The organism is Streptomyces sp. NPDC031474, assembly GCF_055581185.1.
Genome location: NZ_JBVIJX010000012.1, coordinates 252,812 through 268,947, shown reverse-complemented (window position 1 = coordinate 268,947; position 16,136 = coordinate 252,812). Strand labels below are relative to the sequence as shown.

General features: G+C 73.1%; 11 protein-coding genes. 7 read left to right on the top strand and 4 right to left on the bottom strand.

Annotated elements, in window-relative coordinates; genetic code table 11:
• Positions 1-119 precede the first annotated feature (119 nt).
• Entirely contained in the window at positions 120-1,244 is a 1,125-nt protein-coding gene (locus ACZ5SK_RS26645; protein WP_334574708.1) for an XdhC family protein, read from the top strand.
• Here the strand turns inward: ACZ5SK_RS26645 and ACZ5SK_RS26640 are convergent.
• Together ACZ5SK_RS26640 and ACZ5SK_RS26635 are read right to left on the bottom strand one after the other, a co-directional pair.
• A complete protein-coding gene (locus tag ACZ5SK_RS26640) occupies positions 1,223-2,137 on the bottom strand; it encodes an aminoglycoside phosphotransferase family protein (RefSeq protein ID WP_468576650.1) in 915 nt (304 codons plus the stop codon). The genes ACZ5SK_RS26645 and ACZ5SK_RS26640 overlap by 22 nt on opposite strands.
• A 259-nt stretch (positions 2,138-2,396) precedes the next feature.
• The gene (locus tag ACZ5SK_RS26635) at positions 2,397-2,897 is read right to left on the bottom strand and encodes a metallophosphoesterase family protein (protein ID WP_334574712.1); all 501 of its coding nucleotides are present in this window, start codon (positions 2,895-2,897) and stop codon (positions 2,397-2,399) included.
• A gap of 174 nt (positions 2,898-3,071) precedes the next feature.
• On the opposite strand from ACZ5SK_RS26635, the gene ACZ5SK_RS26630 reads away from it, so the two are divergent.
• The gene (locus tag ACZ5SK_RS26630; RefSeq protein ID WP_468576649.1) at positions 3,072-5,006 is read left to right on the top strand and encodes a glycosyltransferase family 2 protein; all 1,935 of its coding nucleotides are present in this window, start codon (positions 3,072-3,074) and stop codon (positions 5,004-5,006) included.
• A 15-nt stretch (positions 5,007-5,021) separates the two neighbouring features.
• On the opposite strand, the gene ACZ5SK_RS26625 is transcribed toward ACZ5SK_RS26630, so the two are convergent.
• The gene (locus ACZ5SK_RS26625) at positions 5,022-7,511 is read right to left on the bottom strand and encodes a SpoIIE family protein phosphatase (RefSeq protein WP_468576648.1); all 2,490 of its coding nucleotides are present in this window, start codon (positions 7,509-7,511) and stop codon (positions 5,022-5,024) included.
• A gap of 403 nt (positions 7,512-7,914) precedes the next feature.
• On the opposite strand from ACZ5SK_RS26625, the gene ACZ5SK_RS26620 reads away from it, so the two are divergent.
• Positions 7,915-10,074 carry a SpoIIE family protein phosphatase gene (locus tag ACZ5SK_RS26620; protein ID WP_361702825.1) on the top strand — a complete coding sequence of 720 codons (2,160 nt, stop codon included), beginning with the start codon at positions 7,915-7,917 and terminating at the stop codon, positions 10,072-10,074.
• An 88-nt stretch (positions 10,075-10,162) separates the two neighbouring features.
• Here ACZ5SK_RS26620 and ACZ5SK_RS26615 read toward each other — a convergent pair whose 3' ends face one another.
• Complete coding sequence (locus ACZ5SK_RS26615) at positions 10,163-11,728, bottom strand: S1 family peptidase (RefSeq protein ID WP_334574719.1); 1,566 nt, start codon at positions 11,726-11,728, stop codon at positions 10,163-10,165.
• A gap of 190 nt (positions 11,729-11,918) precedes the next feature.
• Between ACZ5SK_RS26615 and ACZ5SK_RS26610 the strand changes: the two genes are divergently transcribed.
• From ACZ5SK_RS26610 to ACZ5SK_RS26595, 4 genes are all read left to right on the top strand, one after another.
• Positions 11,919-12,332, top strand: a complete 414-nt coding sequence (locus tag ACZ5SK_RS26610) for a PaaI family thioesterase (RefSeq protein WP_334574721.1) — start codon at positions 11,919-11,921, stop codon at positions 12,330-12,332.
• Positions 12,333-12,806: 474 nt separating this feature from the next.
• Positions 12,807-13,022, top strand: coding sequence for a hypothetical protein (locus ACZ5SK_RS26605; RefSeq protein ID WP_079657910.1), 216 nt, complete (start codon positions 12,807-12,809; stop codon positions 13,020-13,022).
• Positions 13,023-13,109: 87 nt separating this feature from the next.
• Positions 13,110-13,916, top strand: a complete 807-nt coding sequence (locus tag ACZ5SK_RS26600) for a hypothetical protein (RefSeq protein WP_468155914.1) — start codon at positions 13,110-13,112, stop codon at positions 13,914-13,916.
• Positions 13,917-14,017: 101 nt separating this feature from the next.
• Entirely contained in the window at positions 14,018-16,135 is a 2,118-nt protein-coding gene (locus ACZ5SK_RS26595) for an NHLP family bacteriocin export ABC transporter peptidase/permease/ATPase subunit (RefSeq protein ID WP_468576659.1), read from the top strand.
• Position 16,136: the final 1 nt, after the last annotated feature.

Genomic DNA, 16,136 nt, shown 5'->3' with positions numbered 1-16,136 from the left:
GAGGGGACATGAACGAAGTTCGCATCTCTGCTCCTGTTTCCTGCGGGGGATCTTCCGGGGCGGTACCCGCGCAGTGCAGCAGAGCGGCGGGCGGAGCGGCAACGGATTAATGTTCAAACATGCGCGAGATTCTCCCGGTGCTGAACGGGTGGTACGCCTGCGGTATGCCGTTCGGGCTCGCCACCGTGGTCGCCGTCAGCCGCAGCGCGCCGCGCGATCCGGGCGCGGCGATGGCGGTGGGGCCGGGCGACGAGGTCGTGGGCAGTGTGTCCGGGGGCTGTGTGGAGGGCGCGGTGTTCGAGCTGGCCCAGCAGGTCGTGGCCGACGGGAGCGCCCGGCTGGAGACCTTCGGGTACAGCGCCGAGGACGCGTTCGCCGTCGGGCTGACCTGCGGCGGCGAGATCACTGTGCTGGTACGTCCCGTGACGCCCGGCCTCGACCCGTCGTTCGGGGCGGTCGCGGCCTCGGTCGCCGCGGGCGAGCCGGTGACGGTGGCCACGGTCACCGACGGCCCGGCGCCGCGCGGGGCCGCCCTCGCGGTCTGGCCGGAGCGGACCTCCGGCACGCTGGGCTCGGCCGGTCTGGACGCGGCGGTCACGGCCGACGCGCGCGGTGAGCTCGCCCTCGGCGTCACCGGAGTCCGGCACTACGGGCCGCGCGGCCAGCGGCGGGAGGACGCCGTCTCGGTGTTTGTGCACTCCTTCGCGCCGCCGCCGCGCATGCTGGTGTTCGGTGCGATCGACTACGCGGCCGCCGTCGCCCGGATCGGCGACTTCCTCGGCTACCGGGTCACGGTGTGCGACGCCCGCCCGGTCTTCGCCACCCCGAAGCGGTTCTCGCCGGGCGTGGAGGTGGTCGTGGACTGGCCGCACCGGTATCTGCGCGGCACGGACACCGACGGACGCACGGTGATCTGCGTGCTGACCCACGACCCGAAGTTCGACGTGCCGCTGCTGGAGGTGGCGCTGCGCCGGCCGGCCGCCTACATCGGGGCGATGGGCAGCCGCCGCACCCACGACCAGCGCCGTGCGCGACTCGTCGAGGCCGGGCTCACCGACCGCGAGCTGTCCCGGCTGCGCTCACCGGTCGGGCTGGACCTGGGGGCCCGTACGCCCGAGGAGGTCGCCGTGTCGGTGGCCGCCGAGATCGTCGCGCTGCGCTGGGGAGGCAGCGGTGCTCCGCTGACGGCGACGGCCGGGGCGATCCACCGTGCGACGGGAGGTCAGGCCGCGTCCGCCCGGTAGTCCGCGATGATCTGCTCCAGGTGGTGCAGGGCCGCGGTGACGCGGGCCGGGTGGTCGCGGAAGAACGGGTCGTCGGGGACCGGCAGCGACCCGGCGAGGGCCCAGCCCCGAGCGCGTGCCCAGGTGGCGTCGTCGGCGCCGACCGCCTCGCGGAACACCGGGCGGGCCTCGGCGGGCAGGAACTTCCACGCGGGCTGCAGGTCCACCGCCGGGTCGGCCACCGCGAGCGTGCCGAAGTCGATGACCGCGCCGAGCCGCCCGTCGCGCAGCAGCAGGTTCCCCGCGTCGACGTCGCCGTGGACCCACACCGGCGGTTTCTGCCAGGCGGGCGCGGCGAGCGCCGCCTGCCACACCCGCGTGAGCGCGCCGGTGTCGATCAGACGGGCCTTCCCGAGCGCCTCGATCTTCGGTCGCACCCGTGCCTCGTGGGCGATGGAGTCGCGGTCGTCGCCCAGGGGCACGCCCCGGAAGGCGTTGCTCTGCTCCGGGCCGGGTCCGCCGGTGGGGTCGGCGTCCTGCAGGGCGGTGAGGAAGCCGGCGAGGTCGAGGGCGGTGCGCACCGGGTCGGCCAGCGCCTCGGGGGTGGCCGTCTCCCCGTCCAGCCAGCGGTACACCGACCACGGGTAGGGGTAGCCCTCGCCCGGGGCGCCCTGGGCGACCGGCTCCGGCACGGGCAGCGGCAGGAGCGGCGCGAGGCGGGGCAGCCAGCGCTGCTCCCGGGTGACCTGCCCGCTCCAGTGCGCGTAGCGCGGGAGCCGTACGGACAGCTCGTCGCCCAGCCGGAAGGTGGCGTTGTCCATGCCGGACTTCGGTACGGGGGTGACGGGCAGGCGGGCCCAGTGCGGGAACTGCGCGGTGAGCAGACGGCGCACGAGGGTGGTGTCGATCAGCACGCCCTCCATGACAGCGGGAGGCGACGTGCGGCGTCCAGCGAATTCGGAGTCCGCCGGATGGATGGGACAGGGAGGTGTGAGACGCGCGCAAAGGGGTAGGCGCCCACAACGGACAGGCATGCATGTCCTCTGTCCTTCGTCTCACGAAGGAAGGAGGTCCGTTGAAGCAACGCACACTCGCAAGTCCCGGGCCGCCTCCGGCCGCATCTGCCGGGGCGGCCCGGCTCTGCGTGTACGTCCGTCGGTCGCGGCGTCGCGTTCAGCGCGGCGGCAGCCGGTGCAGGACGACGTCCGTGAGCCGGCCGTCGGCCGCGACGGCCGTCAGGTAGGTGCAGTGCGGCTGACGACGACGGTCGGTCGGGGAGCCCGGGTTGAGCAGGCGCGGTCCGCCGGGGGCGGTGGTGTCCCAGGGGATGTGGCTGTGGCCGAAGACCAGGACGTCCAGGCCGGGGAAGCGGGCGGCGCAGCGGGCCTCACGGCCCTGTGCGGGGCCTGTCTCGTGGACGACGCCGAACCGCAGTCCGCCCAGTTCGGCGTAGGCCACCTCGGGCAGCCGGGCGCGCAGGCCGGGCCCGTCGTTGTTGCCGTACACGCCGACGAGTCGCCGGCTGCGGCTCTCCAGCAGGTCCAGGGTGGCCGTGTCGACCCAGTCCCCGGCGTGGATCACCACGTCCGCCTGCGGGAGTTCGTCGAGCAGCGCGGCGGGGAGCGCCTTGGCGCGCTTGGGGAGGTGGGTGTCGGACATGAGGAGGAGTCGCACGCCGTCAGCCTACAAAGGCGATCAGCAGCAGGACACAAAGGCGGCCTGAGTGGCAAAATCGACAACTCGGGCGAATCGGGACGGGTGAGGCGTCGGCGACGGAGTTAGCATCGGGCCACACGCACCCGCCGTCCCGCGCACGGCAAGCGATCCAGCAAGGGGGCCAGGAGCCCGATGCCGGTCAAGGTCAGCGTCATCGTCCCCGTCCACAACCCCGGTCCCGCCATCGAGACGTGCATCGCCTCGCTGCTGCGGCAGTCGCTCCCGCCGGACGCCTACGAGGTGATCTTCGTCGACGACGGCTCCACCGACGCCACCCCGGCCCGCCTCGACGCACTGGCCGCCGAGGACCCCCGCGTCCGGGTCGTCCATCAGGAGAACTCCGGTTGGGCGGGCAAGCCGCGCAACGTCGGCATCGACGCCTCCCGGGGCGAGTACGTCATGTTCGTCGACGACGACGACCACCTCGGCGACGAGGCCCTGGAGCGGATGTACGCCTACGGCGTCGCCCACGACGCGGACGTCGTCGTGGGCAAGATGGCCGGCCAGGGGCGCGCGGTGCCGGTGGAGCTGTTCCGCACGAACCGGCCGCACGCCTGCGTCGAGGACACGCCGCTCATCGACAGCCTCACCCCGCACAAGATGATCCGCCGGGCGTTCCTGGACCGTACCGGCCTGCGCTTCCCCGAGGGCCGGCGGCGGCTGGAGGACCATGTCTTCGTCACCGAGGCCTATCTGCGCGCCGGCAACGTCTCGGTGCTGAGCGACTATGTCTGCTACTATCACGTCCGGCGGGACGACGCCTCCAACCTGAGCCTGCAGCGGTTCGACCCGGAGGGGTACTTCAAGAACCTGCGGGAGGCCCTCGACGTCGTCGAGCGGTACACCGAACCGGGTGCGCTGCGCGACGCACTGTTCCGGCGCTGGCTGCGGGTGGAGATGGTCGAGCGGCTGCGCGGACGACGCTTCCTGGACCTGCCCGAGGGCTACCGCAAGGAACTGTTCGAGGAGATCCACGGGGTCGTCGTGGAGCGGTTCGGGCCCGGGGTGGCGGCACCGCTGCAGCCCACCCAGCGGGTCGTCGCCGCACTGGCCGCCGAAGGCCGCTACGACGACGTGGTCGCGTTCGCCGAGTGGGAGGCGGGCGTCGGGCTCGCCGTCGACCCGGAGAGCGTCGCCTGGCACGACGGCGTGCTGCGGATCGACTTCGCCGCCGAACTCACGCACGACGGCGGACCGATGACGTTCCCGTCCGCCGGGGGTTCACCGCAGTGGCCGCCGCGGGACGTCGCCGAGGCGGTGCGGTGGCTGGGCACGGACACCCTGGGCCGCTTCGACCGGGCCGTGCCCGACCTGCTGCTGCGGGAGCGGACCAGTTCCGCGCAGTACTTCCAGCCGGTGGAGGTGGTCCGGGAGACGGTTCCGGCCGCCGGGGACGGCAGTCGGGTGCGGCTCGTGCTGCGGGCGACGGCCACCGTGGATCCCACCACCGCGGTGAGCGGCGGTCCGCCCGGCGAGGGCCTGTGGGACGCGTGGGTGCGGGTGGGCCTGGGCGGCTGGACCAAGGAGCTGCGGCTGGGCCCGGCGCCCCGTCACGGCCGTCCCACGCCGCCCGCCGGGGTCGTCGCCGGCCGGGTGGTGCTGCCGTACTGGACCGACCGGCACGCGAGTCTCGCGTTGGACGTCGGCCACGCGAGCACGCGGCTGGGCCTGGGCAGGGTCGCCGCCGAGGACGTCACCCTCGCGGGGGACCGCCTCCGCGTGGTGCTGCCGCTCCATGTGCCCGAGGCAGTCGATGTGCTGCTGCGGCTGACGGGGGTGAGGTTCGGCGGCTCCCGGGAGGTTTTCGGGACGCTCTCGCCGGGCGGGCGGCTGGAGGTCGCCCTGCCGGGCGGCGACCCGGTGGGCCGGACCTGGCTGACGACGGTGTGCCTCACCCCTCAGCAGGAGGGGGCGCGCTTCCATCCGCTGCCCTTCGCCCTGCACGTCGCCTCGGACGGTCTCCTCGTGGTGCCGTCGCCCCAGCCCGGCGGAGCGAGGCGGCTGGCCCGCAGGGTGCGACGCGCGCTGTACCGGGCGCTCGGAAGGATCACGACGCGTGGGAAATGACGGCAGGCGGCCGGGTCAGTGCTCCAGCAGCAGTTCGCTCCACACCTGCTTGCCGCCGCTGACCGGCACCGTCCCCCAGGCCTCGGACACGGCTTCCACGAGGAGGATGCCGCGCCCCCCGGTGGCCTCCCAGCCGAGGTCGGTCGGCTTGACGGGGCTGCGGGGCGAGGCGTCGGTCACGGCGACCCGCAGCCGCTGGTTGATCAGAGTGATGTCGAGGCGGACCTGACCGACGGTGTGCACCAGGGCGTTGGTGACGAGCTCGGAGACGACGAGCAGGGCGGTGTCCATCAGGTCGTCGGTGACGCCCCAGGCGCGCAGGGTGCGCCGGGTGAAGCGGCGGGCGTGCCGGGACGCCTCCGGCACGCGCCACACCGTCCAGCCGTCGCGCAGCGGTTTGACGGCCATGCCGTCGTAGCGGACGAGGAGCAGGGCGATGTCGTCGCCGCGGTGGGCGTTGCCGAGCAGGGCGTCGGCGACGAGGCCGAGGTGGGCGGGGTCGGCGAGGGACAGTTCGTGGGCGAGCCGGTCGAGGCCGGTGTCGATGTCCAGGTCGGCGGACTCCACGAGCCCGTCCGTGGTCAGCGCGAGCACGGTGCCAGGCAGCAGCCGCAGCGGCGTCATCGGGAACTCGGCCTGCGCCACGACGCCGAGCGGCGGGCCGCCGTCCGTCTCGACGATGTCGGTGGAGCCGTCCGGGTGACGCAGGACGGGCGGCGGGTGCCCGGCCCGTACGCACCAGGCGGTGCCCTCCTCCATGCCGACGTCGACATAACAGCAGGTCACGAAGAGGTCGGTCTCCAGTTCCAGCAGGAGCCGGTTGGCGTGGGCGACGACCACGTCCGGCGGGTGCCCCTCGGCCGCGTAGGCGCGCAGGGCCGTGCGCATCTGGCCCATGAGGGTGGCGGCGCCCGCGCTGTGGCCCTGGACGTCGCCGATGACGAGGGCCACATGGTGGTCGGGCAGCGGGATCACGTCGTACCAGTCGCCGCCGAGCTCCAGCCCCGCGGTGGCGGGCAGATAGCGGGCGACGGCACTCGCGCCCGGGAGCGGGGGCAGGCGGCGCGGGAGCAGTTGGCGCTGGAGCATGCCGACGAGTTCGTGCTCGGCGTCGAAGGCGCGGGCCCGCGTCAGGGCTTCGCCGGCGAGGCCCGCGGAGGCGGTGAGCAGGGCGCGCTCGTCGGGGCCGAAGTCGTGCGGTTCGTCCCAGCCGATCAGACAGGCGCCGGCCGTGCGGCCCCCGGCGGCCAGCGGCAGCACGGCGAGGCCGCCGGGGCCCACCTCGGCGAGGGCCGGTTCCAGGGGGGTGCCGGCGGGCCAGATCCGGGCGCGGCCCTCGCGCAGGGCGGCGGCGAGGGTGGGCATGGTCCGTACCGGCGCGTCGGGCCACTCCGAGCGCCAATCCAGCCGCCACAGCTCGGGCCAGTACTCGGGTTCGGGCGGGTCGAGGACGGTGACCACGAGCCGCTCGTTCTCCAGTTCGGCGAGCGCGATCCGGTCGGCGCGCAGCGGCCCCCGCAGGGCGGCGACGACGGCCTGGCCGACGTCGCGGACGGTGCCGGCGGTGGCGAGCGCCGCGGCCAGCCGCTGGACGCGGGCGACCTCGGTGACCTCGTCGCGCAGGGTGGAGACGTCGGCGACGGTGCCGAGGAGCCGCGCGGGACGGCCGTCGCCGCCGGGCAGCAGACGGCCGCGCAGTCTGAGCCAGCGCGGCGGCCCGGCGGGCTGGAGCACCCGGAACTCCAGCTCTCGGTCGCCGACCGACAGGTGGTCGGCCTCGACGACGGACATCAGCGAGGGCAGGTCCTCGGGGACGGTGAGCCCGAGGAGGGTCTCCACCCGGCCGTCGAACTCCTCCCGGGGCAGGCCGAACAGCTCCAGGATGCCGTCGCCGACGTCGACGCGGCCGGTGTCCATGGCCAGGCTGAAGGCGCTCGCACGCGACGCCTCCCCCTCGGCGGGGGCGGCCTGAACGGGGAGGGCCGCAGCGGGGAGGGCCGCAGCGGGAAGGGCGACGGCCTCGGCGACGAGCTCCAGACAGCTGCGGTCGTCGGCGCCGAAGCCGCCGGGGCGCTCGCTGACGGCGAGCAGACAGCCGGCCCCGGCCGGGCTCCCGGGCCCCTCGCCCACGGGCAGCGCGGCCAGATGGACGTCCCGGGCCGGCATCCGCGGTGACTCCGCACGGTCGGCGTGCTCTCCGGGTCCCCGCCACACCGGCCGCCCGGTGCGGTGGGCATCGGCGACCGGCGAGCGCCCGGCGACGGGATAGCTCTCGCGCAGCCCGTACAGCGTCCGTGGGACTCCGGCGGACTCGGCCAGACACAGCAGCTCGCCGTCCTCGCCGGGCGTGTAGACGGCGGCCAGGGCCGCGCCCGCGAAGACGAGCGCCTGTTCGAGCGTGCGCCTTACCCGTTCGGGGGAGGCGGGATCGGCCGCGATCGTTTTCAGGGCGATCTCGGCACGCACGGGTCCCGTCCTGCGCTCTGCGGACCCCTCACTGACCACGTCCGCAATTACAGCGCCTACGCGCCCCCCGCGCAGCCCCTGCGTCCGATGCGTGAAGGCGACAGCGGGGTCGGACGGGAGGGCGGACGGGGGCGGGCGGGGGCGGGCGGGGGCGGGCGGGGAACGTTCCGGGGCTGTGGAGGCCGACGCCCGAAAGGACCGAACATGTTCGGCTGAGGTTGCGCGCTGCCGGCGATCGACTGTCCGGTCGTCCGCACGGGAATTCAGCTCGCCGTGCGCGGCGCGCCGCCAGGGGGGAGATTTGGAGCCAGGGACCCGTGCGGCGCCGGGCGAGGGCGCGTCCTGCGGATCGGCCCCGGCCTGAGCTGCGGCGTCCGGCCGATGCCGGGTCGCCCCGCGGCCCCCGGGCGACCCGGGAGACACGCCTTGGGAGGTGGTCGCCGTGCCCGAGCAGACGTCCGGTCAGGCTCCGGCGGCCGCGGCGGCGGCGGTGCCGGTGCCGGTCGGCCGGCCGCTGCTCTCCCTGGCGCTGACGTCGATGATGGACGCCGTCGGGGCGCACTCCGGCGCCGTGTACCTGCGCCGGGGCGACGAACCGATGCTGGAGATGGCGGTGATGGCCGGGCTGCCCCGGGCGTTCGCGGCGCCCTGGGAGCGGGTGGGGCTGAACGCGCCGATCCCGGTCGCCGAGGCGGTGCGCGAGCGGCGACTGGTGTGGGTGGGCGGGGAGGAGGACATGGCCCGCAACTACCCGCGGGTCGCCGTCGTCCTGCCGTATCCCTTCGCGCTGGCGGCGCTGCCGGTGGCGACGGCCTCCCGGGTGTACGGCTCGGTCTTCGTCACCTGGCCCGGCTCGCACCCGCCGGAGCTGTCCGACCGGGAGCGCCAGGAGCTGACGACGGCCTGCGAGCGGCTCGCGCTGCGGCTGGAGCGCGCAGTGGTGCAGAACCGCTCGGTGCGCGCCGAGTCGGATCTGCTGGAGGCGGGCCCGCTGGGCGGCGTCTCCGACACGCTCGGCTCGCTGGAGGCGGCCCGGATGGTGGCCCGGCTGCCGTACGGGATGTGCTCGCTGGACCTGAGCGGGCGGGTGGGCTTCGCCAACGCCGCCGCGTCCGAGATGCTCGGCGTCCCGGTGAGCGGGCTGCTGGGCACGCAGCTGTGGGCGGCCGTGCCGTGGCTGAACGATCCCGTGTACGAGGAGCGCTACCGGGCCGCGCTGATCAGTCAGGACGCCATCTCGTTCGTGGCGCTGCGCCCGCCCTCCGAGTGGCTGTCGTTCCGGCTGTATCCGAGCACCACGGGACTCAGCGTGCGGATCAGCCGGGCCCGGTCGGTGGCGGAGACGCGCTCGTCCGAACCCCGGTCCGAGGACGCGCCGACCCGGCTCGTGACGATGTCGCAGGCGCTGAGCCTGGCCGGGGCGCTCACCGAGACGGTGAGCGTGCAGGACGTGGTGCAGCTGGTCGCGGACGAGATCTCGCCGGCGGTGGGCAGTCAGGCGCTGGCGCTGCTCGGCGCGCGGGCGGGCCGGCTGCACGTGCTCGGGCACCACGGGTATCCCGACCCGCACGCCGTGGAGCAGTTCGACGGGATGCCGCTGACCGACCCGACCCCGGGCGCGCGCGCCGTCGCGCACGGCGTCCCGGCGTTCTTCGACTCCCGGCAACAGCTGGAGCAGCTCTACCCGGCCCGGCAGAGCACTCCGGACGGCTTCGCCGCCTGGGCCTTTCTGCCGCTGATCGCCTCCGGTCGCCCGGTGGGCGCCTGTGTGCTGGCCTACGCGGAGCCCCATCCGTTCTCCACGCACGAGCGCGCGGTGCTGACCAGCCTCGCCGGGCTGATCGCACAGGCCCTGGACCGGGCGCTGCTGTACGACGTGAAACACCGGGTGGCGCACGGGCTGCAGGCGGCGCTGCTGCCGCCCTCGCTGCCGTCGCTGCCCGGCATCGAGGCGACCGCCCGCTATCTGCCCGCGACGCGGGGCATGGAGATCGGCGGCGACTTCTACGACCTGGTGCCCTCGCAGCCGCTGCCGGCGGCCGTGATCGGGGACGTGCAGGGGCACAACGTGACCGCGGCCGGGCTGATGGGTCAGATCCGTACCGCCGTGCGCGCCTACACGACGGTCGGGCAGGAGCCCGCGGAGGTCATGCGCAGCACCAACCGGCTGCTGATCGACCTCGGATCCGAGCTGTTCGCGAGCTGCCTGTACCTGCGGCTGGACCCGGCCCATGGGCGGGCGGTGATGGCCCGGGCCGGGCATCCCCCGCCGCTGCTGCGCCGGGCCGACGGCCGGGTGCGCGTCCTGGACCTCGCGGGCGGTCCGCTGCTGGGGATCGACGCCTCGGCGACGTATCCGACGACGCAGGTCGAGCTCGCCCCCGGCTGTGTCCTCGCCCTCTACACCGACGGGCTCGTCGAGACGCCGGGGGTGGACATCGAGGAAGCGGTGACCGACCTGGGGCGGCGGCTCGGCGGGGCCGGGGACCGTCCGCTGGAGGAGCTGGCCGACGAGCTGGTGGGGCACTACGCGAGGGCGGAGGAGCGGCTCGACGACGTGGCGCTGCTGTTGCTGCGGGCGCGGGGGGAGGACGACGGCTGACGGGGCGTCGCCGACCTCGCGGGAGCGGGAGACGTGAACGGTCCGACCCCCGCCGGAGGGTCGGACCGTTTCATGGGGTGATGCGGTGTCAGTGCGACTCGTTCAGCCCCGAGCCGTCCTGCAGGCCCCCGTTGCCGTTCTGGTCCTGGCCGCCGTTGGCCGCCTGGCCACCGTCAGCGGCCTGGCCGCCGTTGGCGTTCTGGTGCTGGCCGCCGTTGGCCGCCTGGCCACCGTCAGCGGCCTGGCCGCCGTTGGCGTTCTGGTCCTGACCGTTGCCGGTCTGGTCCTGGCCGCCGTTGGCGTTCTGGTCCTGGCCGCCGTTGGCCGCCGCGCCGCCGCCCTGGATGGCTTCGCCGGTGTTGTCGTCGATGCCGTCACCGTTCTCGTCCACAGCACCGGCACCGGCACCGGCACCCGCGCCGCCGCCCTGAATGGCTTCGCCCGTGTTGTCGTCGATACCGTCACCGTTCTCGTCCACAGCACCGGCACCGGCACCGGCACCCGCGTTGCCGCCACCGGCGCCCGCACCGGCGCCGTCGCCGAGGGTCGCGCCGACCGCCGTCAGGGCGGTGGTCACCGGCTGGAAGAAGGTCTCGCCGCCGACGGTGCAGTCGCCGCTGCCGCCCGAGGTCAGGCCGATCGCCTGACCGTCCTGGGTGAAGAGCGAGCCGCCGCTGTCGCCGGGCTCGGCGCAGACGTCCGTCTGGATGAGGCCGGTGACGGTGCCCTCGGGGTAGTTCACCGTGGCGTCGAGGGCGAGGACCTGACCGTCCTTGAGTCCGGTGGTGCTGCCCATCCGGAAGACCTGCGTGCCCACCGTCGCGTCGGCGGCCTGGCTGATCGCGACGGTCTGCTGGCCGGTGTTGACCTCGCTGGGCGCCTGCGTGTTCGGGTCGTCGTACTTCACAAGCGCGAAGTCGCCGTCGCCGGGGAAGGTGGCCTGGTCGACCGTGGCGATCGGCTGGCCGTTCTCGGAGTCGGACCACTGCTTCTCCGCGACCCCGCAGTGACCGGCCGTCAGGAAGGCCGGGGATCCGTCGCCCGCGGTCACGTTGAAGCCGAGGGAGCAGCGCGCTCCGCCGCCGAATATCGCGTCGCCGCCGGAGACCAGGGGCTTGAGGGCGCCGGCCGACTTCTTGATCGTGGCCATGCCCGTGCCGAGGGTCTTCACGGTCGACTCGATCTTGTCCCACTTGTTGCCGGTGACCGTGGAGTCGGCGGTGACGAGGATCTTGTTCGTCTTGGGGTCGACGCCCCAGGAGGTGCCCGGGATGGTCGCCTTGGTCTTCAACGTCTGTGCGGCCGCCTTGAGTTCGGCGGTGCTGTTCTCCACCTCGCGGACCTTGGCGCCCGCCTTCTCCGCCTGCGCGACGACGTTGTTCTTGTCGCCGGAGACGTTCACGACGTTGACGACCAGCTGCTTGCCGTCGGAGTCGTAGTAGGAACCGGCGAAGGCGTCGCCGAGCAGCTTCTGGAGCTGGGAGGCGAGGTCCGAGGCGTCGCCCGCCTTCAGGGTCTTCACCGAAGCGGCGTTGTTCGAGCCGCCGTCCTGGGAGGCGTTGGCCTGGGGAAGGAGGATGGCCGCCGCTCCGAGCGCCGCCACACCGCCAGCCGCGACGATGGCCTTGCGCTTCGTAACTCGCTTGTGACTCAAAAAACTCGACCTCCTGGGGGGCGGGGTCTGGCTGCCGGGGGTTCGGCAGCTCCGTACAGCGGCGCCTGGTTGGCCATCAGTACGCAGGGGTCGCGTGGTGCGTTCAATCGCGATTGCCAACTTTCTTTGCTGAACCCTGAATCGGCCATGACCTGCGTCCGACGTCGCGGCCCGGGGAACAATCGCCCATATGACGATGACGACCGCCGAAGCCGACAAGATCCTTTCCGACAACTTCGCGCCCTGGGTGCTGGCTCTGGACCTGTCCGTGCAGGCCCTGGGCGAGGACCGGGCGATTCTGCGTCTCCCCTGGTCACAGAAGCTGGCGCGGGAGGGCGGAGCGCTCTCGGGGCAGGCGTTGATGGCGGCCGCGGACACCGCCGCCGCGATCGCCGTGTCGGCCGCCCGCGGGGCCTACAAACCGATGACGACGGTTCAGCAGTCGACGTCGTTCCAGCGGGCGGTGGCCGATTCGGATGTCCTGATCCAAGCGGTGCTGACGAAGCTCGGCCGGCGGACGGCGTTCGCCGACATCACCATGACGGCCGAGCGGACGGGCGAACTGGCCGCGCGGGCCGGCACGGTCTACGCCCTGCTGGGCTGAAACACTCCGAGCCCATTGCCGATCGACACCGTTCGCGGTCGGTCGGTGACGATCCGTTCCGATCGGAGAGCGGAATCCCTGCTTCAGAGAATCTGCACATCGACTGCCCAAGCGGGTCACCGGAAGCAGGGGTTCTGCACAACTCGCCGACCCCGGCCACGCCATTGAGGCGGGAGTGTCGGATTCGCCGCGAGGGGGCGCGGCGCTCATTCGAGCGAAACCCGCCCGCCGTGTGAAGAAGTCGCCGACAAGCCGTGGGCGCACCTGCACGCTTTAACGTTCCTGTGACGCAAGTTCCCAGGTGGGACGGGGGATTGATTGGCTGCGCCGGCCGTAAACCTGCTTTGATCCATCGCACCGCAGGGGCCGCACGGCTTCCGGAAACGGGTGCCCGGCACCGGCGGTCGCGGCCGTCATCTGTCCCCAGAGGGGGCCGCTCCCCCTTATGAAATCCATGTGAAGGGAAGTTCCACCATGAACTCCACCCCCCAGGTTGAGACCGTCGAGATCTCCGACGCCGAGCTGGACAACGTCTCCGGCGGTCTGTCCCTGAACGCCCTCGGCACCGTCACGGGCCTGGTGGACGGCGTCGCCCCGGTCTCCGGCCTGGTCGACACGGTCGTCGGCACCGTCGAGGGTGTCACCGGCCTCAACACGGCCCCGGTCACCAACCTGGTCGCCGGTCTCTGATCGCGTCCTTGTGACCCCCTGTGAGTCCCGGAGCCGTCACCCGGCTCCGGGACTCATCGGTGCCCTGAAAATCCCGAGGGAAGCCCCGTGCAGTTCCGCCAACAGGCCCTCGCCAAGCTCCAGTCGCCGGAGGAGCTCGACCTGCCGGTGCGTTTCGCGCGCCCCCAGGGCTGGCTGGTGCTGTCCGTGACCGTGGTCGTCATGGCGGCCGCGTCCGTATGGGCGGTGACCGGATCGGTCGCCTCCACGGTGAACGCGCCCGCCGTCCTCACCCACGGCGAGGGCAGCTACATCCTGCAGAGCCCCGCCGCGGGCCAGGTCACCGCCGTCCTCGTGAAGGAGGGCCAGCGGCTGCCCGCGAACTCCCCCGTGCTGAAGGTGCGCACGGCCGAGGGCGACGCCGTGGTGCGCACGGTCGCCGCGGGCCGGATCACCGCGCTCGCCGCCACCATCGGACAGATCATCTCCACCGGCGCGAACGTCGCCGCGGTGGAGAAGGTCGCGGGCGCCGACGACCCGCTGTACGCCACGGTGTACGTCCCGGCGGAGAACGCGGCCTCCATACCGCAGGACGCGGCCGTCGACCTGACCGTGCAGACCGTGCCCTCGCAGGAGTACGGCGTGCTGCGCGGCCATGTGAAGTCGGTGGACCGCACGGCCCAGTCGGCCCAGCAGATCGCCGCGTTCCTCGGCGACAGCCAGCTGGGCGGGCAGTTCACCAAGGAGGGCCGCCCGGTGGCGGTGCTGGTGAAGCTGGACAAGGCGGCGGGCACGAAGAGCGGCTACAGGTGGTCGTCCGCGGACGGACCGCCGTACGCGCTCACCTCCATGACCATGGCCACCGGTTCGATCCGGCTGGCCGACCAGCGTCCCGTCGATTGGCTGCTCCCGTGACCGCCACCGAGCAGACCCGCGGCCGACGGCGGGCCGCGCCGCCCCGGCGCACGGTCCCCAAGAGCAGCGTGAAGACCGTCCGCACGCCCACCGTGCTCCAGATGGAGGCCGTGGAGTGCGGGGCCGCCTCGCTCGCCATGGTCCTCGGCCACTACGGCCGGCACATCCCGCTGGAGGAGCTGCGCATCGCGTGCGGCGTCTCCCGCGACGGCTCGCGCGCCAGCAACCTGCTGAAAGCGGCCCGCAGTTACGGCCTGACGGCCAAGGGCATGCAGATGGACCTGGCGGCCCTCGCCGGGGTCAAGACGCCCGCGATCCTCTTCTGGGAGTTCAACCACTACGTCGTCTACGAGGGCCTCGGCCGGCGCTTCGGCCGCCGGGGTGTGTTCATCAACGATCCCGGCAAGGGCCGGCGGTTCGTGCCGATGGAGGACTTCGACGGCAGCTTCACCGGTGTCGTGCTGGTGCTGGAGCCGGGCGAGGACTTCGAGCGGGGCGGCCGCAAGCCGGGTGTGCTGGGCGCGATGCCGGCCCGGCTGCGCGGCACGGCGGGCACCCTGCCTGCGGCCGTGCTGGCGAGCCTGCTGCTGGTCGTGGTGGGCGCGGCGGTACCCGCCCTCAGCCGGACCTACATCGACATGTTCCTGATCGGCCGGCAGACCTCCCTGCTGACCGTGCTGTTCGCGTCGATGGGCACCTGCGTGGCCCTCACGGTCGCCCTGACCTGGCTCCAGCAGGCCAACCTCCACCACGGCCGGATCATCTCGTCCACGCTCTCCAGCGCCCGCTTCCTGCGCCATCTGCTGCGGCTGCCGGTGACCTTCTTCTCGCAGCGCAGCCCCGCCGACCTGGTCCAGCGCCTGCAGTCGAACGACGCGGTCGCCGAGACCCTGGCCCGCGACCTGGCGTCGGCGGGCGTGGACGCGGTGGTCGTCGTCCTCTACGCGATCCTCCTCTACACCTACGATCCGCAGCTGACATACGTCGGCGTCGGGGTGGCGCTGCTCAACATCGTCGCCATGCGGATCGTCATCCGTATGCGCGCGACCCGGACGGCGAAGCTGCGCGCGGACAACGCGCGGCTGACCAACACGGCGTACACCGGGCTGCAGTTGATCGAGACGATGAAGGCGACCGGCGGTGAGGACGGTTACTTCCGCAAGTGGGCGGGGCAGCACGCCACCACACTGGAGGAGCAGCAGCGGCTGGGCGTGCCGAGCGCCTGGCTGGGCGTGGTCGCGCCGACGCTCGCCTCGCTCAACAGCGCGCTGATCCTGTGGATCGGCGGCATGCGGGCCATCGAGGGCCATATCTCCGTGGGCCTGCTGGTCGCGTTCCAGGCGCTGGTCACCCGCTTCACCGCGCCCCTGAGCCGTCTCAACGGCGTCGCGGGCCGGATCCAGGACTTCGCGGCGGACGTGGCCCGGCTCAAGGACGTGGAGAACTTCCGCGCCGACCCTCTCTACGACCGCCGTTCCGGCGCAGACTCCACGCGCCGGCTGCACGGTCATGTCGAGCTGGAGAACATCACCTTCGGGTACAGCCCGCTGGACAAGCCGCTGCTGACCGGCTTCGACCTGACCGTCGGCCCCGGGCAGCAGGTGGCGCTGGTCGGCGGCTCCGGCAGCGGCAAGTCCACGGTGTCCAGGCTGATCTCCGGCCTGTACGCGCCCTGGGAGGGCGTGATCCGCATCGACGGGCAGCGGCTGGAGGACATCGCGCGCGGGGCGCTCGCCTCCTCCGTCTCCTTCGTCGACCAGGAGGTGTTCCTGTTCGAGGGCTCGGTCCGCGACAACGTGGCCCTGTGGGACCCTTCGATCCCGGACGACGCCGTCGTCGACGCACTGCGGGACGCGGCGCTCTACGACGTCGTCATGCGCCGGCCCGGCGGCATCCACAGCAGGGTCGAGCAGGACGGCCGCAACTTCTCCGGCGGGCAGCGCCAACGCCTGGAGATCGCGAGGGCGTTGGTGCGCTGGCCCAGCATCCTCGTGCTGGACGAGGTGACCAGCGCGCTGGACGCGGAGACCGAGCAGGCAGTGATGGACAACCTGCGCAAGCGAGGCTGCGCGTGCGTGGTCATCGCCCACCGGCTCAGCACGGTGCGCGACAGCGACGAGATCGTCGTGCTCCAGCACGGCACGGTCGTGGAGCGCGGGCGGCACGAGGAACTGGTGGCGCGCGGCGGTTCGTACGCGGCCCTGGTCAGGGAGCGTTGAG

Bases quoted from the DNA above. Each gene is read 5' to 3' on its own strand.
- ACZ5SK_RS26595 (WP_468576659.1), top strand. From the start codon at position 14,018: ATGGAGGCCGTGGAGTGCGGGGCCGCCTCGCTCGCCATGGTCCTCGGC.
- ACZ5SK_RS26605 (WP_079657910.1), top strand. From the start codon at position 12,807: ATGAACTCCACCCCCCAGGTTGAGACCGTCGAGATCTCCGACGCCGAG.
- ACZ5SK_RS26610 (WP_334574721.1), top strand. From the start codon at position 11,919: ATGACGATGACGACCGCCGAAGCCGACAAGATCCTTTCCGACAACTTC.
- ACZ5SK_RS26645 (WP_334574708.1), top strand. From the start codon at position 120: ATGCGCGAGATTCTCCCGGTGCTGAACGGGTGGTACGCCTGCGGTATG.
- ACZ5SK_RS26630 (WP_468576649.1), top strand. From the start codon at position 3,072: ATGCCGGTCAAGGTCAGCGTCATCGTCCCCGTCCACAACCCCGGTCCC.